The sequence below is a fragment of the Chlorobaculum tepidum TLS genome (assembly GCF_000006985.1).
GTDB lineage: Bacteria > Bacteroidota > Chlorobiia > Chlorobiales > Chlorobiaceae > Chlorobaculum > Chlorobaculum tepidum.
The window spans coordinates 919946-942561 of record NC_002932.3 but is presented as its reverse complement, the minus strand read 5'-3'; the positions used below and the strand labels follow the sequence as shown (position 1 = coordinate 942561).

The following is a 22616-nucleotide window of genomic DNA, read 5'->3' as shown; positions in this document are numbered from 1 at the left end:
TAACTGTCACATACATCAGCATGTCATTATATACCAAATAGTTACGCTATCGACAAATACAAAGATCGCGACCGGCAATCGGTATTTGAACGCGAAAGAGGCCGACTCCCCTATCCCTTCCACAATCTTGACGCCGCGTTTCAACATGGCTGGCGTTTTTTGTATTTTGAATTTTTTCAGCTTCACCTAACGGCTTGCCTTTCATGAAGAAATCTCCGTTGGCCATTCTGTTCCTGACAGTTCTGCTCGATCTGATCGGCTTCGGTATCGTACTGCCGCTGCTGCCGACCTACGCCAAGGAGCTTGGCGCGTCGCCCTTCATGATCGGCCTGATCGCGTCGATCTACTCGACGATGCAGTTCATCTTTTCGCCGATCTGGGGCAAGCTGAGCGACAAGATCGGACGGCGTCCGGTGATGCTGTCGAGCATCTTTCTGACCTTGGTCTCTTACGTCTTCTTCTCGAAGGCGGTCACCATTCCACTACTGATTCTTGCCCGTTCGCTCTCCGGCATCGGCTCGGCCAACATCGCTGCGGCGCAGGCGGCCATCACCGACGTGACCGACTCGAAAAGCCGTTCCGGCGCGATGGGCATGCTCGGCGCGGCCTTCGGCATCGGCTTCATCATCGGCCCGCTCGTCGGCGGCGTCCTGATGACCAACTTCGGCATCTCGATGGTCGGTCTGTTCGCCGCCGGACTCAACTTCATCAACTTCACCCTGGCACTCTTCCTGCTGAACGAAACCAATCCTCACACCGAGGGCTTCCTGTCGCTTTTCAGAAAAAACCCGGAATCGGTGGTTCATACCAACAACTCGCTGTTCGCCTCGCTCGCCCACAAAAGCAGCGCCTACGCCGACAAGATTCACGAGGTCTTCAGCTCGCGCCCCGTCGCGCTGTTGATGATTATAAACTTCATCTATACGCTGGCTATCGTGAACATGCAGGTCTCGGCCATTCTTCTCTGGAGCGATGTCTATCATGCCACCGAGCAGCAGGTCGGCTATCTGTTCGCCTACGTAGGTTTCTTTACCGTTATCGTGCAAGGGGTGATGCTGCCGAAGATGACCCGCAACTATGGAGAACACAAGCTGATGGTTTTGGGTCACATCACCTCGTTCATTGGCGTGTTTTTCATTCCGTTCATCCCGGTCACCTCGCTCTTCACGGTCGGCCTCGCCATCCTGCTCTTCTTCGCCATCGGCACCAGCCTGGTCAATCCGCTCAACATTTCAATGATCTCGCTTTACAGCTACAAGCAGAAGCAGGGGCAGATCATGGGGTTCGCGCAGTCGGTCAACGCACTGGCCCGAATCCTCGGCCCGTTCAGCGGCAGCATTCTGTACGGATATGACCACCGCATGCCGTACTACGTGGCCGGTGCGCTGACCGTGGTCGGCACGTTCATTTCGATGACCCTGTTCAAGTATGAAATCGAGGCTTTCGAGCCGACTACGGAAATGGCTGAATAAACTCCCTGAATTGAAAAGGAGAACCCTATGCGCATAGGCGTTGCTGGCGTCGGCAAGCTCGGCGAGTTCCATACCAACCTGTTGAAGCAGATTGCAGCCGAAGCTTCGGACGTTGAGTTTTCCGGCGTGTTCGACCTGAACCCCGAGCGGTTGCAGGAGATCGGCAAAAAATACGGTGTCGCGTGTTTCTCGACGCTGGAGGAACTGGCCGCTTCGTGCGACGCCGCCGTCATCGCGACAACGACCAGCTCGCACTACGCCATCGCAAGGCAGCTTCTCGAAGCGAGGCTGCACCTCTTCATCGAGAAACCGATCACGGCGACGCTGGAAGAAGCCGACAAGCTGATCCGCATCGAGCAGGAGAAGGGACTGACCATCCAGGTAGGTCACATCGAGCGCTTCAACCCGGCGCTGCTGGCGGTCGAGCCGTATATCGGCGAGCCGATGTACATCCAGGCCGAGCGCCTGAGCGGCTTTTCGCGCCGCGTGACCGACGTATCGGTGGTACTCGATCTGATGATTCACGATATCGACCTCGTGCTCTCGCTTATCAAGTCCGACATCCGCAGCATCGCGGCCTCGGGCGTGAAGGTCTTCTCGAACGAGCTGGACATGGCAACGGCGCGCATCGAGTTCGAGAACGGGGCCATCGCCAACGTGACGGCAAGCCGGCTGAGCCGCAGCAAACTCCGCAAAATGCGCTTTTTCACTCGCAACCCGAAAAGCTATGCCTCGCTCGACTTCACCAGCGGCAAGTCGGAGGTGTTTCGGCTGGTTCCGCCCGACCAGCTCTCTTCGAAAAACCCGATCAAAAATTTCGCGACAAAAAAAATTCTCGAACAGTTCGGGGAAATTCAGGAGTCACTGAAGGAGATGGCGCTCGATTACGTCAGCCCCGATGTCCCGAAAATCAACGCGCTGAAAGAAGAGCTCGAACAGTTCATCGATGCCATCCGCAAAGGTAAGCCGGCGAAAGTCACCTCCGAAGAGGGACGCCGCGCGTTGATGGTGGCCGGAAAAATCACCGATGAAATCCGGAATAATACGGCAGACCTTGACTGAATCCCGACCAGACGAATACGATACCGACGACCGAATGCTGACAAGAACACACGAAGCCATTCCTGAAATCATGTACAGAATCGGAGACCTCGCCGACGAGACGGGACTCCCCTGCTATATCGTGGGCGGCTACGTCCGCGACCTCATCATGCAGCGTCCCTGCACCGATATCGATATTATGGTCATCGGCGAGCCAGTGCCCTTCGCCCACGCCCTTGCCGAAAAGCTCGGGGGGCGGAACTTCGTGCTCTTCGAGCGATTCCGCACCGCGCAGCTCGAACTGGATGACCCGAAAGCAGGAACGTTCAAACTTGAAATCGTCGGCGCACGCAAGGAGAGCTACAACCCCGAATCGCGCAAGCCGATCACCAGCATCGGCACGCTGGAGGACGACCTGTCACGCCGGGACTTCACGATAAACGCCCTCGCCTTGCGACTGAACCGCAAAGAGCGTGGCGAAGTGGTCGATTTGTTCGACGGGCAGCGACACATCCGCGAAAAACTGCTCAAGACGCCGCTCGATCCGGAACAAACGTTCTCCGACGACCCGCTCCGCATGATGCGCGCCGCCCGCTTCGCCTGCCAGCTCGACTTCCAGCTTGACGAAGCGACTCTTACAGCGATGAGCACCATGAGCAGCCGGATCCAGATCGTCTCGCGCGAGCGCGTCAGCCACGAGTTTTTCAAGATCATGGAGGCGCGAAAACCCTCGATAGGCTTGAAAATTCTTTACTCGACCGGCCTGTTGAAGGAGATCATCCCCGAGCTGACCGTCATGGCGGGCATCGAGCAGGTGGACGGCCTTGGGCACAAAGATACGCTGTTCCACACGTTTCAGGTGGTGGACAACCTCGCGGAGCACTCCGACAAGCTCTGGCTGCGGGTCAGCGCCCTCTTCCACGACATCGCCAAGCCAGTCACAAAGCGCTTTCATCCTGGCTCGGGCTGGACCTTCCACGGCCATGAAGCTGTGGGCGTCAAAATCGTGGCGCGCATCTTCCGCGCGATGAAGTGGCCGCTGGAGCCGATGGAGTACGTGCAGAAGATGGTGCGGCTGCACCATCGCCCGATTCCGCTCTCGAAGGAGGAGATCACCGACTCGGCGGTGCGCCGCCTGATGTTCGACGCCGGACCAGACCTCGACGACCTGATGACACTCTGCCGCGCAGACGTGACCAGCAAGAACCCGCGCAAGGTGCAGCGCATCATGAAGAACTTCAGCAACGTCGAAGCGAAAATCGCCGAGGTTGGCGAAAAGGATCTGCTCGCCAAATGGCGTCCACCGGTCAGCGGCACCGACATCATGGAGCTGCTCAACCTCCCGCAGGGGCGGACGGTCGGCATCATCAAATCGCGTATGGAGAATGCCATCATCGACGGCGACATTCCCTACGACCGGCAGGCTGCGCTTGATTACATTCAGCAAGTGTACCGCGAAATGCAGGAAAAAGGCGAAGCATGAACGCTTTTTCGCTCTTCTCCTTGCAGGCCATCTTCTCCATGCCTTTGAAAGGCCAAGAACTATATTCATTACTACCGGAAGCTTAAAACCAAAACCGAACCACAGTGATACCACGTTACTCGCCGAAAGACATCTCGGCAATCTGGAGCGATGAAGCCAAATTCGAACGCTGGCTGCAACTCGAAATCGCTGCCGTCGAGGCACGCATGGAAGCCGGCATCGTTCCGGCGGACGCCCTTGCGACCATTAAAGAAAAAGCCAGGTTCAACGTCGAAGAGATTCTTATCATTGAAAACGAGACGAAGCACGACGTCATTGCCTTTCTAACCAACGTCGCCGGCTACGTCGGCCCCGAATCACGTTACATCCACGAGGGTCTCACCTCTTCGGACGTGGTCGATACCTGCCTGGCGATGCAGATGCGCGATGCGGGCAAGATCATCGTGGCTGACATCGAGTCGCTTATCGAGGTGCTCGGCAAAAAGGCCGTCGAACACAAATACACCCTTCAGATGGGCCGCACGCACGGCATTCACGCCGAGCCGACCACGTTCGGCCTGAAGCTGTTGCTCTGGTACGAGGAGATGAAGCGCAACCTCGAACGCATGAAGCGCGCGCTCGAAACCGTCTCGGTCGGTAAAATTTCCGGCGCGGTCGGCACCTACCAGCATCTGTCACCGGACATCGAGGCCGCCGTCTGCCAGAAGCTTGGCCTGAAGCCCTCGTCGATCTCGACGCAGATTCTCCAGCGCGACCGACACGCCGAATACGCCACGACGCTCGCCATCGTCGCCTCGTCCATCGAGAAGTTCTCGACCGAACTGCGCCACCTGCAACGCACCGAGGTTCGCGAAACCGAGGAGTTTTTCAGCAAGGGCCAGAAAGGCAGCTCCGCCATGCCGCACAAGCGCAACCCGATCACCTTTGAGCGCCTCACCGGCTTGGCTCGCGTGGTGCGCTCCAACTCCATCGCCGCCATGGAGAACGTCGCCCTCTGGCACGAACGCGACATTTCGCACTCCTCGGTCGAGCGCGTCATCATGCCCGACTCGACCATCGCGCTGGTTTATATGCTGCGCACCTTCCGTGATTCGATCGAGACCTTGCTCGTCTATCCGGAGCGCATGAAGCAAAACTTCGACACCTCCTACGGCCTGACCCTCTCGCAGACGCTGCTGCTCGCCCTCACCGGCAAGGGACTCACCCGTGAAGACGCCTACCGCCTCGTGCAGCGCAACGCCATGAAAAGCTGGGAGGAGAAAATCCAGCTCAAGGAGCTGGTGATTCACGACCCGGAAATCCTCGAACACATCAGCGCAGAAGAGATCAACCAGCTCTTCAGCCCGGAGACAATTCAGGACAAGCTCAAAAACAGCGTGGATATTATTTTCAAGCGCAACGGGCTGTGAGCTGAGGAAACTCAAAATTTTCACCCCCGGCTTGAAAGCCGGGGCAATGATAACTATAAGAGTGAGAATGTCTAAAGGGTTAAAACCCTTCTGAATGCAAGACACTGTGGACTGAAGTAAATGAGGATGAAAAAGGCAGGCCGGTTTTTTACCAGGCCTGCCTTTTTTGCGTTCAGAACATTTTGAGCTGATTGCTCTTGGGGAACTTCAAGCCATTGCGGAATTGGCGGTAACGGTTGATGAGCGCGTTGGTCGAGGCGTCATGGGTTTCGACCGGATCGACCGCATCGAACTCCGGCAGAATCGCCTTGGCGAGCTGCTTGCCGAGTTCCACACCCCACTGGTCGAACGAATTGATGTTCCAAACCACGCCCTGCACGAACACTTTGTGCTCGTAAAGCGCAATGAGGCTGCCCAGATTGAACGGGTTTAGCTCGTCGAGCACGATGGTGTTGGTCGGGCGGTTTCCGGGAAAAAGTTTGTGCGGCAGTAGTTTTTCGAGATCGCCACCCGACAGGCCCGCAGCTTCGAGTTCGGCGCGCGCTTCGGCCTCGCTCTTGCCCTTCATGAGCGCCTCGGATTGCGCGAAGCAGTTGGCAACCAACATGTCGTGATGCTCGCCGACCGGATTCTGGCTCTTGAGCGAAACGATGAAATCGACCGGAACAATCTCCGTGCCCTGGTGCAGCAGTTGGAAGAAGGCGTGCTGCGCGTTGGTGCCCGGCTCGCCCCAGATCACCGGCCCGGTGGCGTAGTCGACTTCGTGGCCCGCGCGGTCAACCCGCTTGCCGTTGCTCTCCATGTCGAGCTGCTGGAGATAGGCCGGAAAGCGGTGCAGGTACTGATCGTAGGGAATGATCGCCTGCGAGTGCGCTCCGAAAAAGTTGTTGTACCAGATGCCGAGCATGGCCAGAATCATCGGCATATTCTCTTCCAGCGGCGCGTTCAGGAAGTGCTCGTCCATCGCGTGCGCTCCGGCAAGCAGCTCACGGAAGCGGTCGAAACCGAGATAGAGCGCTATGGAAAGACCGATAGCCGACCAGAGCGAGTAGCGCCCGCCAACCCAGTCCCAGAAACGGAACATGTTGTCGGGGTCGATGCCAAACTCCTCGACCTTTTCGCGGTTGGTCGAAACGGCGACGAAGTGCTTCGCGACGTGATCCCGATTGCCCGCCTTGACCAGAAACCACGCTCTGGCGCTGACAGCGTTGGCAAGGGTTTCCTGTGTGGTGAAGGTCTTGGACGCGATGATAAAAAGCGTCGTTTCGGGATTCAACCCCCGGAGGGTTTCGACCAGATGGGAGCCATCGACGTTCGAGACGAAGTGTACCTTCAGCTTTCCGTGAGCGAAGGGTTTCAGGGCCTCGGTAACCATGAAAGGCCCGAGATCCGAGCCGCCGATGCCGATATTGACCACATCGGTGATCCGCTTTCCGGTATAGCCTTTCCACTCACCGGAAATAACCTTTTTGCAAAACGCTTTCATCTGGTCGAGCACATCCGAAACCTCGGAAGCGACATCGTTCCCATCAATCGTCATGGTGTATCCCGGCGGCCTTCGAAGAGCGGTATGAAGTACCGAGCGATGTTCGGTAAAATTGATCTGCTCCCCTTCAAACATCTGCCGACGCTTCTTCTCGATACCCGAACGGCGAACAAGATCCATGAGAAGCTCCATGGTGCGGGCGGAAATCCTGTTCTTGGAATAATCGAGATGAATGGCGTTGAATGAAAGCGAAAAGCGTTCATGCCGGTTCGGGTCGGTACTGAACAGATCGATCATCGCCTGGTGGCTGATATCCTGATAGTGTGACTCGAGGGCGCTCCATTCGGCACTGCGGGAAAGATACATGGTCAGCAGATCGTTAAAAGGTTAAACAATTATTCGTTATTGATTAGTAAGGAATATAACGCAATACCACTACACAACCGCCCGACGCCTGTTCGATCCTGTAGCTTTCGACAAACCGGTCTACAAACAACAAGCCTCGCCCGCCAAAAGCAGTAGCGTTTCGGCTTGAACAGATCACGGCGATGGCGCGCTCCGGGTGAAATCCTTCTCCACAGTCCTGGACTCGAACCTCCAGAAACCGCTCACCATCAATGTCTCCAGCCTCAAGCGTTATGGTGACCGGAAATGCGGCGTTGCCATGGTTACCATGCCTGACAGCGTTAACAAAAGCCTCATGGACGGTTAATTCGAGGTCCAGGATGAATGCGTCGCGGTATCCCTCAATGCGCGCAACAACGCCCAGAAAATGACGAAGCCTGGGAATCTCTTCGATCATCGAGGGCAGCGACAACCAGTAATAGCTCATAGCACTCAGAGCGCTACATCATGAAAAAGCCTGATTGCAAGGTACCGCGTTCCCTCGATGAGAGCAAACTCCGAACCCGCAACAAGACTTTATTTTTTTAGCATATCGACGAATTTAAACTAATTCATTCTTGCTTTTTTGTATTTTTTATTAAAATTTTATATTTAAAACATGCGATGAGTTAAAAAACTCACGCCATACAACACAGCTGACTTTATTTTTTTTATCAACCGTAACGGCTCCAGATCATGAAATCATTTCTGTCGAAATCCGGAGCGATTGCCGCTGGCCTCCTGCTGGCAGCGGCAACCTTCAGTCCGCCAATCCAGGCGGCAACTCCGACGCCTGATGCCGTCAATGCATTCGCCATCGACAACTTCTTCCTGTTCATCTGCGCCGTGCTGGTGCTGTTCATGCAGGCAGGCTTCGCGCTCGTTGAAACCGGACTGAACTCCGCCAAGAACGCCGTGAACATCTTGTTCAAGAACCTTATGGACATGGCGATCGGCGGTATCATTTACTATTTCGTCGGCTACGGCCTGATGTATCCTGGTGAAGCCTTCAGCGGAGGATTCTTCGGATTTGGCGGCCCTGGCATCAGCACGGCCATGCCTGAAATCGCAGGAGGCACGCTCTATCCGGCAGTTGACTTCCTGTTCCAGGTTGCCTTCGCCGCCACAGCCGCCACGATCGTCTCGGGCGCCGTTGCAGGAAGGATGCAGTTCAGGGCCTACCTGATCTATTCTGCGGTCATCTCGGCTGTTGTCTATCCCATCAGCGGCTTCTGGCTCTGGGGCGGCGGCTGGCTGAAAGCGCTCGGCTTCCATGACTTCGCCGGTTCGCTTCTGGTGCACGCGCTCGGTGGTTTTGCCGGTCTCGCTGGTGCCATCGTGCTCGGCCCACGTATCGGAAGGTTCAATGAAGACGGCACCCCGAACGCTATGCCTGGCCACAACCTGGCGCTCAGCACCCTGGGCGTGTTCATTCTCCTGATCGGCTGGTACGGCTTCAACCCCGGCAGCCAGCTTGCCATCGTTGGTGGCGACAACACGGCCGCCGTCATGAAGATCGCGGTCAACACCACTCTGGCGGCCTGCGCTGGTGCCGTGGTCGCCATGATCTTCGCCTGGGGCCTCTTCAAGAAACCTGACCTCACGATGGCGCTGAACGGTATGCTTGCCGGTCTGGTTGCCATCACGGCCAACTGCGATGTGGTCTCCTATAATGCATCGCTGATCATCGGCGCTGTTGGCGGTATCCTTGTCGTGCTCGGTATCATGCTGCTCGACAAGCTCCGGATTGATGACCCGGTCGGCGCATGGCCGGTGCATGGACTAAACGGCATCTGGGGCGGTGTGGCTGCCTGGATCTTCGGCGGTCAGCCGATGGTTGCCCAGCTTGTCGGCTCACTGGTTGTGCCGTTCTGGGGATTCGTCACCATGATGGTGCTGTTCCTGATCCTCAAGGCTATGGGTATCCTGCGCGTCCACAAGGATGAGGAGATGAAAGGCCTCGATATTTCAGAACATGAAGAAGAAGCTTATTATGGCTTCGATATCTACACAACCCAGTAAAGCATTTAAACGGAGCACAAGCAATGAAATACATCGTAGCAATGATACAGCCCCACAAGCTGCCGGACGTCAAGAAAAGCCTTGCCGCAGCGGGGATACGCAAGATGACCGTAACCAATGCTCTCGGATGCGGCGCGCAGGGCGGATACACCGAAATGTATCGCGGCATACCGAGCGAGGTGAACCTTCTCAAAAAGGTCAAGCTTGAAATCGCCGTCAACGAGGAGTTCGCTGACGCCACGGTCAAGGCGATCATCAAGGGCGCGAAAACCGGCGAGATAGGAGATGGGAAAATTTTTATCTTCGACCTCCCCGAGTGCATCCGAATCAGAACCGAGGAAAAGGGACACGCCGCCATCGGCTGATTTACACGATTGTTTGTTTACGGCGGCTCCCTGAAAAGCGGGGCCGCCATTCCAAACCACACAAACCATAACACCACAACAAAGGAGTTATTCTCGATGAAAAAGACAGCAAAACTGATTGCCCTCGCCGCAGTACTGTTCGCAGGGTTCGGTTCAACCAGCGCCAAGGCCGATGAAGGCTTCAAAATCGGTGCAGATGTCGTCAGCAGCTATGTCTGGAGAGGCGCAGAGATCGGTGATTCCCCAGCCATCCAGCCAAACCTTTCTTACACCTTCAAGAACGGTTTGAACGTCGGATTATGGGGTTCCTACGCGATCGAAAAAAACACCCCTCGCATAAACAACTCTGATTACCGTTACAAAGAGGTTGACCTCACCGTCAGTATGCCCGTCGGCCCTGTCACCTTCGCTGTTACCGACTACTATGTGCCTGTGGAGGGTGGAGAAACCAACACCTTTGATTTCGGCAAGGATAGCGCCAACACCGTCGAAGTCAGCGGTACCTACACCTACAAAAATGCCAGTTTGATGGCTGGGGTTTTCGTTGGCGGTAACGATTACGACAACGCATGGTATTGCGAGGCCAACTACAAGTTCTACGACAAAAACGGCTACACCGCCAAAGCAACTGCCGGTCTTGGTAACGAAGGCTACTATGGCGATGGAGAAGGCAAGAAACTCGCACTGGTCAACACCGGCATTTCGATCTCGAAGGATCGCTACACCGCATCCGCCATCTACAACCCGGATACCGAAAAATCTTACCTGGTCTTTATGGCCTCGTTCTGAGAGTGTGGTGTTTCCCGTTTCAAGGTTGGTTAGGTTAAAAGACAAAAACGACAAAGGGGCTCATCTGGGCCCCTTCGTCGTTTATAGCTATACCAGCTGTTCTGTTCCGAAAAACTTCAGATCGCCTTTTCATAGATCACGTACTCCTTGTACGGAACACCACCGATCACTTTGGCGAGCTTGCTCATCGCTTCGTTGGACTTGAGCACCCAGCTCATCTCGCTGGCGAACAGACCGTACTTTCCGCCATATTCAGAAATTCGCGCATTCATGATGCTGTCGATCCCCTTGTTGCGATACTCCGGCAGCACGCCCATCGTGATGGTGCGGAACATCGAAATGTTACGTTTGTACCAGAGGTATTTAACCAGACCCCACGGCGTGAAGGGATTGCCGTTGACGTGTTTGAGCGCCTGGTTGATGTCGGGCAGCGTCAGCGAAAAGCCGATGGCCTTGCCGTTTTTGTCCTCGACGAAATAGATGAAGTGCGGGTCGGCCAGCGGCTTGAGGCTCTTGGCCATGAATTCGAACTCCTTGTCGGTCATCGGCACGAAGCCCCAGTTCTTCTCCCACGCCTTGTTGTAAATCTCCCTGATCTTCTCCACTTCGCTATCATACTTCTTCATGTCCATGTCGCGAACGGTCAGACCTTCGCGCTTCAGCACATGCTGGGCGATGCGGCTCAGGCGACCGATGTCGATCATCTTCTGATCGATATACCAGGCAAGAAGCTCCTGACCGATCTTATGGCCGCTGTTCAGGCACAAGTCGTTGTAGTAAGGCGGGTTGTAAAGCATCAGAAACACCGGCGGGCTGTCGTAGCCTTTGGTAAGCATGCCGCACTGGTCGTTCATGGACGGGCTTACGGGCCCCCGCATCGTATCAAGACCTTTGCTTTTCAACCACATGGCAGCCGCTTCAAACAAAGCATCGGCCACTTTCTGGTCGTTCACACACTCGAAAAAACCCCAGAATCCAACCTTGTCCTGATGAACCTCGTTATGCCGGTGGTTGTGGATTGCAGCAATCGTACCAACCATGACACCATCCTTCCAGGCAGTGAACATCGCCAGATCGGCATGCTCATAGAGTGGATAGCGCTCGGTATCGAGGGTTTTCATGTAGTCCGAAATCACCGGTGGCACCCAGTTTCTGTTCAGCTCAGGATCTTTTCTGTACACCTTCCACGCAAACTTGATGAACTGTTTGCGCTCACGGCTGGTATTGACCCGCCTGATTTCGATGCTCATGATGGTTTGAATAGGGTAGTGACGTGGATTAAACAGCAGGAATCCCGTTACGAAAATGGACTCCTGCCATCCAATGTGGATCATTCAAATGCATGCCCCGGTTTCACACCCGCAGCCTTAAGGATCTTTGCAAGCGGGCAGAAGCCGGTAAACGCTGCCTGGAAAAGGTTTAATCCAACGAATCCGGTAAACCAGAGCCAGTTCTGGTTATGATAGATGGACAGCAGGACGCTGGCGATAACAAAAAATCCCGCAACTGCGTAGACAGCTTTATCGATGTTCATGGCAATGATGAAAGGTTATGGTTGATAAAAATTTTCGACGGCTGAGCCATCAGGCTTTCGAGCGAACCTGCTTCATGAATGCGGCTCCATCCCGAAGCATCCTCTCGGTCTCCTCCCAAGAGACGCACTCGTCGGTAATCGAGACGCCGTATTGCAGCTCTCTCGGATCGACCGGGAAAGGCTGGTTTCCAGAGAAGATATTGCTCTCGATCATGACCCCTACGATGCTGGTGTTGCCCTGCTCCTTCTGGGCAAGAATATCGGCCCAGACCTTGAGCTGATTACCACACTTCTTGCCGGAGTTAGCATGGCTGCAATCGACCAGCAGATGCGGAGTCAGGTCGGCCTTGCGCAACTGTTTTTCAGCATGGGCGATGCTGTCGGCATCGTAGTTCGGCTTGCTAGAGCCGCCGCGCAGCACGAGATGGCCAAACGGGTTCCCTTTGGTGGTGATGACGCTGCTGTGCCCGTCTTGGTCGATTCCGAGAAAACTGTGCTGGTGCATCGCCGACCGAATAGCGTCGATGGCCACCTGAAGGCGCCCATCGGTCGCGTTTTTAAAACCGACCGGCATTGACAGGCCACTGGCCATCTGGCGGTGAGTCTGTGACTCGATGGTACGCGCGCCAATGGCTGCCCAGCTGATCAGGTCAGCAACATATTGCGGCGAGATCGGATCGAGAAACTCCGTGGCTGCGGGCAGGCCCATTTCATTCAGCTCAATCAACAGCTTTCGGGCATGGAACAGGCCATGCTCGATATCGTAGGTATCGTTGAGATGAGGGTCGTTGATGAACCCTTTCCAGCCGATGGTCGTCCGTGGTTTCTCGAAATAAACCCTCATGACAATGCAGAACTCCGATTCGAGTTCTTTGCGCAAAGCAAAAAGGCGCGAGGCATAGTCACGAGCCGCCTTGATGTCGTGAATGGAGCATGGGCCGACGATGACCAGCATACGGCTGTCCTTGCCGGTCAGAATATTCTCAACTTCCTGCCTAGCCTTGTAGACCGTATCGGCAATATGCTCCGTTACGGGCAATTTTTCCTTCAGTGCCTTTGGCGAGCTAAGAGTAATGATTCTTGAAACTCGTAAATCCTGTAGTTGTTGCATTCGTAGTACTCAGAAAAATCGTCAATTAACTATGTCTGGAAGATAACAATTCAGCCAGAATAACGGGAAGCTGCGCGTGTAAATTCCTTATCACTCAGGCAAACCCACAAACAGGAAAACCTGCCACACCGGCAGGTTCTCCTGTTCCTCCAAATAGGCTATGAAAGAAAGGGGCCTGTTACTCCTTGGTAAAGTCGATGTTCAGCCAGCCACTGTCAAACGATGCTCCGGTTGACTCCATGCCGGCAAGGAAGATCGGAAGCGCGACGATCTTCTGGTAGTCGCCGATACGGATGGTCAGGTCATCACCGAGCTTCATGATCTTCGGCTCCAGACCCATGCTCTCCATGAATGGCAGCTTCACCCGAACCTTGTAGTGGCCGTCGGAGATTTTGGTGATGTTGATCGGATCCTCCCTGAAGAAGATATCGAGCGGGTTCTCGTCGCCGTAAACCTTCTCACCAACCTTGCGAAGCATCTCCAGACCGACCACCTCGTTGTTGAACAGCGGCACTTCGGCAACCGGAATCGGTGCGAAGGCGCTGTTGATCTGGTCGATATACTTCTGCTGGATGTTGCGCCACTGCTGGAAATACGGGTCGGGGCTCTGGTCGGGCATGACGCGGTTGATGGTGATTCTGTCAACCGTGATACCGTAGAGGTTCAGGTAGGTCAGTGCACGCATCGACTCCTTGATGACCATCTTCTCCGGGTTCATCACGAGGCGCATGGTGGTTTTGGTACCGTCTGCGAGCAGGTCGATGATGCCTTCAGTCGAAGAGAAGAGGTTGTCCACCTTTTCATAGACCTCTTCGGGAGCCACGAAATCATCGAGTTTCTTGACCTTCTTGGAGAGCGGACGAATCACCGGCTTGACCATGTACTTCTCGATGTTGCGGATCATCTTGATGAACCAGCCGAAGGTCTCCGGCAGCGACAGCAAGCGAAGGGTTTCGCCGGTCGGCGCACAGTCAACGACCAGAAGGTCGAAATCTTTCTGTTCTTCGTTATAGCGTTTGATGTAGGAAAGCGAGAACAGCTCCTCCATACCGGGAAGCACACCCATCTCTTCGGCGTAGACACCTTCAATGCCACGCGAGGCCATCAGGTGAGCGAAGTGCTCGCGAACCACATCCCAGTTCAGGTTGAGATCGCCGAAAACGCTCACTTCCTGTCCCCAGAGGTTCTCCGCGACCTTGACGGGCGAAGGGCCAAGCTCTATGTCGAGAGAGTCACCAAGGCTGTGGGCCGGGTCGGTCGACATGATGAGGGTCTTGTAACCCATATCTGCTGCTTTCAGGGCGGTTGCTGCTGCAACGGAAGTCTTGCCGACGCCTCCCTTACCGGTGAAAATGATATTACGCATACGCTGTGTTAAGTACCCTTTGTTGGTGGTTAAAGAAACTGGCCGTACCCCAGAAAAGACTGGACAAACGGTGCGCGCGAAAATTGAATGCTTAAGATAAAAAAAAACTTACAATGACAAGCAGAACAACTGGTCAAACCATCGCTGATTCTGGTCAGAATCGCCAACAGTCTGCAATCCCGTGAAGCGCATCTGTAATCTGTGATCTGTTATTTGCGTTTTTTCTTTGTCCCGCTCTTCTTACCGGCCTTTTTACCGCTCTTGCTTTTCTTGAGAACTTTGCTTTTGCCTGCAGCGTTGCTCGCCTTTGATTTCAGTCGGCCTTTTTTGCCCTTGAGTTTCGTGGCAGATGCGTTTCGGGAGAATCGCTCATTGACCACCTTGAATACCACCAGCCGCTGGCCCGGCCTCAGCTTTGCACTTTTCAGATTGTTCCAGTCAATAATCTGACTGACCGAACAGCCATATTTACGAGCAACGCTTGCGAGTGTCTCCCGTTTGCCAACCACGTGCGTCTTTTGGCCCCGGCCACTGCTAAACACCACATCCTGCCGGTCGTTCTCCTGAACCATGGCATACAGACGCTCCTTCTCTTCAACCATCTCCGGCTTGTACGCATAGATCTGCTGCTCCTTTTGCAGGAACAGCTGCACGTATTGTTTCGGAAGCCGGATCATGTTGGGGCTGGATGCAGGGGCAGGAATGAGGCCCGCTTTGTACTGGGGATTGAGGAATTTGAGGTCGTCCATTGAAACGCCAAGCGTCTCGTTGAGCTGCTCGAAGGTCAGCGCCTGCTTGACCGGAACCATGGCGGTCTCTGAGTAGAGGTATCCCGGCTGGGCGGGACGGATGTTGTGCTCGCGGTAGTAGTTCATGACGTACGTCACCGCGATGAAGGCCGGAACGTAACCCCGCGTCTCCTGCGGCAGGTATGGCCATATCTCCCAGTAATCGTGAGCGCCGCCAGCTCTTCTGATCGCCCGCTGCACATTGCCGGCTCCGGCATTGTAGGCCGCGAGAACGAGAAACCAGTCGCCAAACATGTCATACAGATCACGAAGATGCTGGCACGCCGCCACGGTCGCTTTTGTGGGGTCATAGCGATCCTCAATGAACGAAGAGGATTGCAATCCGTACATCCGGCCCGTACCACTCATGAACTGCCAGAGACCACGGGCGCCGGCCCGGGACACTGCCGTGGGGTTCAGTGCAGACTCCACGATGGCGAGGTACTTCATTTCAGGAGGGATATCGTACTGCCTGAACACTTCGTCAAAGAGCGGAAAATAGATATGCGTCAGGCCAAGCACCTTCGATACCATTTTCCTCTTGTCAACGGCATAAAGCCGAATAAAGCCTTTTACATGATCATTATAAACCAGATTGAAGCGGCTTTTGCTGGCGAGCGCAGCAATTCTTGACGCATAAACAGAGTCGCTAAACTGGGGGATGAACTCTTTGGGAAGATACCCGGCGGAGCCGCTCCTATCCGCCGAAGAAAACCGGTCATCCTGAAAATAGGTAGCCGTAACGAGGCTATCGAGCATTTCCGAAACACGTGAGGCTCGCACGTTCGAGGCGCTGTCGGGTTCCTCCGCACCAAACGATACGGAAGACAGAGCAACAACCTGCAAGGATATACAGACAAGAAAATGCCTGAGCGGTAAAAAGCTTTTCACAAGCCGGGCTGGGTTAACAGATGAGGTTGCGCTGGCACCCTCGGGTTTGAGACAGTAAAGTATAATTTGGAAACATAACCAGAGAGCACCATTAATACAAGGAGCCGCCGCAAAGAGACAAAAGAACAGATGAGCGCCCATCCATTAAAAGGAGTTCCGGAATCACCCCGCTCGAAAATCTCTCGGCAGCCCCTTCCCATACCAATGCATCATTCATCACTCATAATTTCATAATTTATTTCAATACCTGACCTTCCAGAGGAACAGTCCCGCCGCGTCGGCAGGCTTCAGCTTTGGCGGGCGATGGCCGCTTTCGAGCATCCGGGCGAACGCCCCTTCTTCGAGTCGGCCCATTCCAACCTCGATCATCCCGGCCACCAGAAAGCGCACCATGCTCCGCAGAAAGCGGTTCGCCTCGATGCGAAAAACGTGGAACCGACCGGAACGGTACCAGCGCGCTGCCGTAACCGTACAGAGCGTCCCGTACTGGTCGGGGGTCTCTTTCGAAAAGGCTGCGAAATCGTGCGTTCCGATGAGCATCAATGCGAGCCGGTTCATCGCGCCGACGTCCGGCTTGCCGTGCGAGCATCCGGCGAAGCGGCTGTCGATAGCTGAAGGATGTTCGAGCAAAAAGTAGCGGTACTCCCTCGACGTGGCACTAAAGCGGGCGTGAAACGACTCCGGTGCCTGCCGCATGGCGTTGATGCGGATCGTCGAGGGCAAAAGCGAATTGGCCGAGTATATCAGGCGGCCGAGCGGCATCGGCGAGCACGTCGCAAAGCTCGCTACCTGCCTGCGCGCGTGCACTCCACTGTCGGTTCGGCCTGCGCCATCGATGCTCACCGGTTCCTGCATGATGCGTTCGAGCACGCGCTCGATCTCGCCTTGCACGGTCACTACGTCACCCGGCTGCCGCTGCCACCCCGAATAGCCGGTGCCGTCATACTCGATCTGCATTTTGATGGTTCTTTTCGATCTCGCCATACTGCGTCACAAATGCCTTGATTGGTTCTGCATATCTTTTCCCGATAATACTTATCTTTAGCCTGATTTTTCGCTTCCATCGATTCAGAATATCTGACAGCTTGACCACACCAACTCTCGACAATCTCCTCGAATCGCTGGAATCGGCCAGGCGCCGCCAGCCCGCTGAACCATACGCTGTGCCGAACCTCTGGCGCGAAGGAGGTACTGGCGTTTCGATGGTCGATCCTTTCGACTATTTCATCGACACGATCAGCACGATCAAGGCATCGGCTACGGTCATGCCGGACACAACGGAGATGAGCGGCCAGAACTGGAGCGCATCGGCAACCGTGTACAACCTCTTCGTGAGGTACAACGCGGCCTTCGATCATGATCGTGACGGGCACATCCGCACGGAGCCGCTTCCATGCGGATTTCGCGAGACCGGAACGCTGCTCAAGGCCATCGCCATGCTGCCCTATATTAAGCGAATGGGCGTCAACACACTCTACCTGCTGCCGCTGACCAGCATCGGTAAAATCAACCGGAAAGGAGAACTCGGTTCTCCGTATGCGATCAAAAATCCATATGAGCTCGACGAAACGCTCGGCGAACCGGTGCTCGATCTGCCGCTGGAGATGCAGCTCAAAGCACTCGTCGAGGCGGCGCATCACCTTGGGATGCGGGTCGTGTTCGAGTTTGTCTTCCGCACGGCCTCCATTGACAGTGACTGGATCGGCGAGCATCCGGAGTGGTTCTACTGGCTCCGCAAGGAGGGCAACCTGGCGAGCTACGGTCCACCACATTTCGATCACGACACCCTCGCGAGAATCTATGAACAGGTGGACAAGCACGACTTCCACGAGCTGCCGGAACCGGACGAGGCGTATCGCAGCCGCTTCGCGCCAACGCCAGAAAAGATCACGCTTGGCGCGAACGGCTACATCGGCACGACAGCCGACGGCGGCAAGTGCGTCATCGCGAGCGCCTTCTCGGACTGGCCGCCGGACGACCGCCAGCCGCCATGGACCGACGTCACCTATTTGAAGCTGCACGATTCACCGCGCTTTAACTACATCGCGTACAACACGATACGGATGTACGACGAAGCGCTCGAACAGCCCGAGTTCCGCGCAATGAAGCTCTGGCGGGAGATTGCAGGCATCATTCCGCACTACCGCAAAGAGTTCGGCATCGACGGCGCGATGATCGACATGGGCCATGCCCTGCCGCCGGAACTGAAGGCATCCATCGTGGCTGAAGCTCGCAAAGATGCGCCAGAGTTTGCCTTCTGGGATGAAAACTTCGACCCGTCGCCGAAGCTGAAGGAGGAGGGGTTCAACGCCGTGTTCGGCTCGCTGCCGTTCGTCATTCACGACGTACAGTACATCAAGGGGCTGCTGAATTTCCTGAACCGCAACGGCGTGGCGATCCCGTTTTTCGCTACTGGCGAAAATCACAATACGCCGCGTGTGTGCCATACTCTTGCCGGACGTGAAGCTGGACGCCGCCGAGCACTCTTCCTCTTTACACTCGGTGCGGTGCTTCCGGCCATGCCGTTCATCCACTCCGGCATGGAAATTTGCGAGTGGCATCCGGTTAACCTCGGCCTGAACTTCACCGACGATGACCGGCAGCGCTTCCCCGCCGAAACACTGCCGCTCTTCGCGCCCGCCGCCTGCGATTGGGAGAACACCAACGGACTCGAACCGATCTGCGACGACATCCGCAAAGTACTCGACATCCGAAGCCGCCACTTCGACCTGATCCGATGCGGCGACATCGGCTCGATCGTCCAGCCCTACATCTCCGATCCGGCACTTTTAACCGTCATGCGCAAATCGGGTGGCAGAAATCTGCTATTCGCTGGCAACAGCAACTTCGAAGAGCCAGTCACCGGTACAATGGAGTTCGGGCAAAAGAAGATGGAGCTCGATGAGCTGATTTCCGGGCGAACGCTGATGGTTTCCGATCACAAGCTGATGCTCGATTTCGCGCCAGGCCAGTGTGTACTGTTCGAAATTCCGAGCGCGGACGAAGAGTAATTCCGACAGATTTTTTTCACTAAACCATTTAACTTATCATCATATCATGTCACTTCTTGTCATTGGATCCCTCGCTTTCGACGACATCGAAACTCCATTTGGCCGCTCTGACAACACCCTCGGCGGCTCATCGACCTACATCGCGCTTTCGGCGAGCTACTTCACCGACGAACCGATCAGGATGGTCGGCGTCGTAGGTTCCGATTTCGGCAAAGAGCACTTCGACCTGCTCCACGCCAAGAACATCGACACCAGAGGCATCCAGGTCATCGAGGATGGCAAGACCTTCCGCTGGGCTGGCCGCTATCATTATGACATGAACACCCGCGACACGCTCGACACGCAGTTGAACGTCTTCGCTGAGTTCGACCCCCATGTACCGCAGTACTACCGCGACTCCAAGTTTGTCTGTCTCGGCAATATCGATCCCGAGTTGCAGCTCAAGGTGCTCGACCAGATCGACGATCCGAAGCTGGTCGTGTGTGACACGATGAACTTCTGGATCGAGGGCAAGCCAGAAGAGCTGAAAAAGGTGCTTGCACGGGTCGATGTCTTCATCGTCAACGACAGCGAAGCTCGCCTGCTCTCCGGCGATCCAAATCTTGTCAAGACCGCACGCATTATCCGCGAAATGGGTCCGAAAACCCTCATCATCAAGAAGGGTGAGCATGGCGCGCTGCTCTTCACCGACAACGGCATCTTTGCCGCTCCGGCCTTCCCGCTCGAATCGATCTACGACCCGACCGGCGCGGGCGACACCTTCGCAGGCGGCTTCATCGGCCACCTTGCCCGCTGCGGCAACACCAGCGAAGCCGAAATGCGCAAAGCGGTGCTTTACGGCAGCGCCATGGCCAGCTTCTGCGTCGAGCAGTTCGGCCCCTATCGCTACAACGATCTCGACCTCCTCGAAGTGGACGACCGCTACCAGAGCTTCCTGGAACTGTCGCGCATCGAAGATTAATGTTGTTGGACAGTTCGAAGTAACTGCCCAATTATCATGTTGTAGGGGCATCCCGACAAGTCTCGATGCCCCTGCAGGTAACAACGCTATACTTCGTGGACAACCGCTGAAAAGACGCTCCGCCACCAAACCCAACACACGCCCATGGCACAACTCACCCCTCTGGACATCTCATTCATTGCGGGGTACCTGCTGTTGACCCTGCTGGTCGGCCTGTTCTTTTCGCGACGGGCTTCTGAAAACGTCGGCGAGTTCTTCCTGTCAGGCCGCAAGCTGCCGTGGTGGATCGCTGGCACCGGCATGGTTGCCACGACGTTCGCTGCCGATACGCCGCTTGCCGTCGCCGGATTTGTGGCCAAGAACGGCATCGCGGGCAACTGGGTGTGGTGGACGTTCGTTTCGGGCGGAATGCTCACCGTCTTCTTCTTCGCCCGGCTCTGGCGGCGGGCAAACATTCTGACCGACCTCGAATTCATCGAGCTGCGCTACAGCGGCAAGGCTGCGAGCTTTCTGCGCGGCTTCAAGGCGGTCTATTTTGGCCTCTTCATCAACGCGGTGATCATCGGGTGGGTAAACCTCGCCATGTTCAAGATCATCAAGATCATGATCCCCGGCCTCGACCCGCAGCTCACCATCGTGGGGCTGGTGATTTTCACGGCGATCTACTCCGGCATGTCGGGCCTCTGGGGCGTCTCAATCACCGACGCCGTGCAGTTCGTCATCGCGATGGCTGGGTGCATCATCCTCGCCGTGCTGGCGGTCAACTCGCCGCAGGTCACGGCGGCTGGCGGCCTCAAACAGGCGCTGCCGGACTGGATGTTCGACTTTTTCCCCTCGTTCTCCTCAACCGTCAACACATCGGCGACCGGAGCCTACGCCCTGCCCTTCACGGCCTTCGCGGCGATGGCGTTCGTGCAGTGGTGGGCGTCGTGGTATCCGGGCGCGGAGCCGGGCGGCGGCGGCTATATCGCCCAACGCATGATGAGCGCCAAGGACGAAAAAAACTCGCTGTTGGCGACGCTCTGGTTCACCATCGCGCACTATTGCGTTCGCCCGTGGCCGTGGATCGTGGTCGGTCTGGCGAGCCTCGTGATGTTCCCCAATCTTCCCGCTGGGCAGAAAGAGGACGGCTTCGTGCATGTCATGAATGCCGTGCTACCCGCCGGCTTGAAAGGCCTGCTCATCGCAGCCTTCATGGCAGCTTATATGTCCACCCTTTCGACCCATCTGAACTGGGGCACGAGCTACCTCATCAACGACCTCTACAAGCGCTTCATCAAGCGGGAGGCTGAACAGAACCACTACGTCTTGATGTCGCGGATCGTCACTGCGGTGACGGCTATCTTCGCGCTTTACATCACGTTCTACGTGCTGGAGACCATCACCGGCGCGTGGGAGTTCATCATTCAGTGCGGCGCGGGCACGGGCTTCGTGCTCATCATGCGCTGGTTCTGGTGGCGGCTCAACGCCTGGTCAGAGATCACTTCGATGGTCGCGCCGATCGTGGCCTACAGCTACATCAACCAGTTCACCACAATCGTCTTCCCCGAATCGATTTACATCATCGTCCTCTTCACGATTACCTGCACCCTTGCGGTCACCTGGCTCACCAAACCAACTGACCGCGAGAAGCTGCACGCCTTCTACCGCACCACCCGCGTTGGCGGCGCGCTCTGGAAACCGGTGGCCGACGAGATGCCCGACGTCAAGGGCGATACCGGTTTCCCCGCCCTCTTCGCCGACTGGTTTTTCGGCATCGTGCTGGTTTACGCCACACTGTTCGGCACCGGCAAGCTGATCTTCGGCGAACCGGTGGCCGCCGCGCTCTACTACGCCGCCGGCGCATTGGCAGGCGTGATGATCTACCGCGACCTGTCAAAGAGAAACTGGAAAACCTTCGATTGACGATGACCTCACACCGCAAACTCATCCTCGCCTCGCAATCGCCGCGACGCCGGGAATTGCTCGCCATGACGGGAATTCCGTTCGAGACCGCCTCGGTCGAGATCGACGAGACCTTCGATCCGGTGCTGACGGCCGAGGAAAATGTCATGGAAATCTCGAAGCAAAAGGCCGAAGCCGTGCTACGTAGTATCTCGGCGGATGAGGCCTGCGCGGTCGTGCTCGGCTCGGACACCACGGTGGTACTCGACGGCAAGCCGCTCGGCAAACCCGGCGACTTCGACCACGCTTTCGATATGCTCTCCACGCTGCAAGGCCGCAGCCACGAGGTACTGACCGGCTTCTGTATCCTGCACAACGGCAAGGCGATCACAGACTACGCCCGCACCATCGTCGAAATCGGCCCGATGACGCCTCGAGAGATCACCCGCTACATCGAAGTAATGAAACCCTTCGACAAAGCCGGATCGTACGGCATCCAGGATCCGCTTCTCGCCTGCTTCGTCACAGGCATCGACGGCTGCTACTACAACGTGGTCGGCCTGCCAGTCTCGAAGGTCTATGCTGCCCTCAAACCCCTTTTTCCCGCCGAAGGGTAACA

At 55.9% G+C, this 22616-nt stretch carries 19 protein-coding genes; 11 read left to right on the top strand and 8 right to left on the bottom strand.

Features of this window, described 5'->3' with window-relative positions; genetic code table 11:
• Window positions 1-203 precede the first annotated feature (203 nt).
• From AYT24_RS04575 to purB, 4 genes are all read left to right on the top strand, one after another.
• Window positions 204-1472 carry an MFS transporter gene (locus AYT24_RS04575; protein ID WP_010932672.1) on the top strand — a complete coding sequence of 423 codons (1269 nt, stop codon included), beginning with the start codon at window positions 204-206 and terminating at the stop codon, window positions 1470-1472.
• Between the two features lie 27 nt (window positions 1473-1499).
• Window positions 1500-2534 (top strand): Gfo/Idh/MocA family oxidoreductase, encoded by a 1035-nt coding sequence (locus tag AYT24_RS04570; protein WP_010932671.1) that lies wholly within the window; start codon window positions 1500-1502, stop codon window positions 2532-2534.
• A 34-nt stretch (window positions 2535-2568) separates the two neighbouring features.
• Entirely contained in the window at window positions 2569-3996 is a 1428-nt protein-coding gene (locus AYT24_RS04565) for a CCA tRNA nucleotidyltransferase (RefSeq protein ID WP_010932670.1), read from the top strand.
• A 104-nt stretch (window positions 3997-4100) separates the two neighbouring features.
• Window positions 4101-5405 carry an adenylosuccinate lyase gene (purB, locus tag AYT24_RS04560; RefSeq protein WP_010932669.1) on the top strand — a complete coding sequence of 435 codons (1305 nt, stop codon included), beginning with the start codon at window positions 4101-4103 and terminating at the stop codon, window positions 5403-5405.
• Window positions 5406-5577: 172 nt separating this feature from the next.
• On the opposite strand, the gene pgi is transcribed toward purB, so the two are convergent.
• Complete coding sequence (gene pgi / locus AYT24_RS04555) at window positions 5578-7257, bottom strand: glucose-6-phosphate isomerase (protein ID WP_010932668.1); 1680 nt, start codon at window positions 7255-7257, stop codon at window positions 5578-5580.
• 43 nt (window positions 7258-7300) lie between these two features.
• Window positions 7301-7723, bottom strand: coding sequence for an ATP-binding protein (locus AYT24_RS04550; protein ID WP_010932667.1), 423 nt, complete (start codon window positions 7721-7723; stop codon window positions 7301-7303).
• 248 nt (window positions 7724-7971) lie between these two features.
• Here AYT24_RS04550 and AYT24_RS04545 point away from each other — a divergent pair, with 248 nt between their 5' ends.
• The 3 genes from AYT24_RS04545 to AYT24_RS04535 all read left to right on the top strand — a co-directional run bounded on the left by AYT24_RS04545 (window position 7972) and on the right by AYT24_RS04535 (window position 10451).
• Complete coding sequence (locus tag AYT24_RS04545) at window positions 7972-9297, top strand: ammonium transporter (RefSeq protein ID WP_010932666.1); 1326 nt, start codon at window positions 7972-7974, stop codon at window positions 9295-9297.
• Between the two features lie 23 nt (window positions 9298-9320).
• Entirely contained in the window at window positions 9321-9662 is a 342-nt protein-coding gene (locus tag AYT24_RS04540) for a P-II family nitrogen regulator (RefSeq protein ID WP_010932665.1), read from the top strand.
• A gap of 96 nt (window positions 9663-9758) precedes the next feature.
• Window positions 9759-10451, top strand: a complete 693-nt coding sequence (locus AYT24_RS04535; protein WP_010932664.1) for a TorF family putative porin — start codon at window positions 9759-9761, stop codon at window positions 10449-10451.
• 116 nt (window positions 10452-10567) lie between these two features.
• Here AYT24_RS04535 and AYT24_RS04530 read toward each other — a convergent pair whose 3' ends face one another.
• The 6 genes from AYT24_RS04530 to truA all read right to left on the bottom strand — a co-directional run bounded on the left by AYT24_RS04530 (window position 10568) and on the right by truA (window position 17125).
• Window positions 10568-11701, bottom strand: a complete 1134-nt coding sequence (locus AYT24_RS04530; RefSeq protein ID WP_164927236.1) for a GNAT family N-acetyltransferase — start codon at window positions 11699-11701, stop codon at window positions 10568-10570.
• An 80-nt stretch (window positions 11702-11781) separates the two neighbouring features.
• On the bottom strand, window positions 11782-11985 hold the full coding sequence (locus tag AYT24_RS04525; protein WP_010932662.1) for a YgaP family membrane protein: 204 nt from the start codon (window positions 11983-11985) through the stop codon (window positions 11782-11784).
• A gap of 49 nt (window positions 11986-12034) precedes the next feature.
• Window positions 12035-13096, bottom strand: a complete 1062-nt coding sequence (locus tag AYT24_RS04520) for a 3-deoxy-7-phosphoheptulonate synthase (protein ID WP_010932661.1) — start codon at window positions 13094-13096, stop codon at window positions 12035-12037.
• 178 nt (window positions 13097-13274) lie between these two features.
• Complete coding sequence (locus AYT24_RS04515) at window positions 13275-14462, bottom strand: ArsA family ATPase (protein WP_010932660.1); 1188 nt, start codon at window positions 14460-14462, stop codon at window positions 13275-13277.
• Between the two features lie 209 nt (window positions 14463-14671).
• The gene (locus AYT24_RS04510) at window positions 14672-16033 is read right to left on the bottom strand and encodes a lytic transglycosylase domain-containing protein (protein ID WP_226986871.1); all 1362 of its coding nucleotides are present in this window, start codon (window positions 16031-16033) and stop codon (window positions 14672-14674) included.
• Window positions 16034-16381: 348 nt separating this feature from the next.
• Complete coding sequence (gene truA / locus AYT24_RS04505; protein WP_010932658.1) at window positions 16382-17125, bottom strand: tRNA pseudouridine(38-40) synthase TruA; 744 nt, start codon at window positions 17123-17125, stop codon at window positions 16382-16384.
• 218 nt (window positions 17126-17343) lie between these two features.
• On the opposite strand from truA, the gene AYT24_RS04500 reads away from it, so the two are divergent.
• From AYT24_RS04500 to AYT24_RS04485, 4 genes are all read left to right on the top strand, one after another.
• Window positions 17344-19152, top strand: coding sequence for an alpha-amylase family glycosyl hydrolase (locus AYT24_RS04500; protein WP_010932657.1), 1809 nt, complete (start codon window positions 17344-17346; stop codon window positions 19150-19152).
• A 46-nt stretch (window positions 19153-19198) separates the two neighbouring features.
• Window positions 19199-20113: a carbohydrate kinase family protein gene (locus tag AYT24_RS04495; RefSeq protein ID WP_010932656.1), complete on the top strand. Its 915-nt coding sequence runs from the start codon at window positions 19199-19201 to the stop codon at window positions 20111-20113.
• Window positions 20114-20257: 144 nt separating this feature from the next.
• Window positions 20258-22018, top strand: a complete 1761-nt coding sequence (locus AYT24_RS04490) for a sodium:solute symporter family protein (protein WP_010932655.1) — start codon at window positions 20258-20260, stop codon at window positions 22016-22018.
• Window positions 22019-22020: 2 nt separating this feature from the next.
• Entirely contained in the window at window positions 22021-22614 is a 594-nt protein-coding gene (locus AYT24_RS04485) for a Maf family protein (protein WP_010932654.1), read from the top strand.
• Window positions 22615-22616 lie beyond the last annotated feature (2 nt).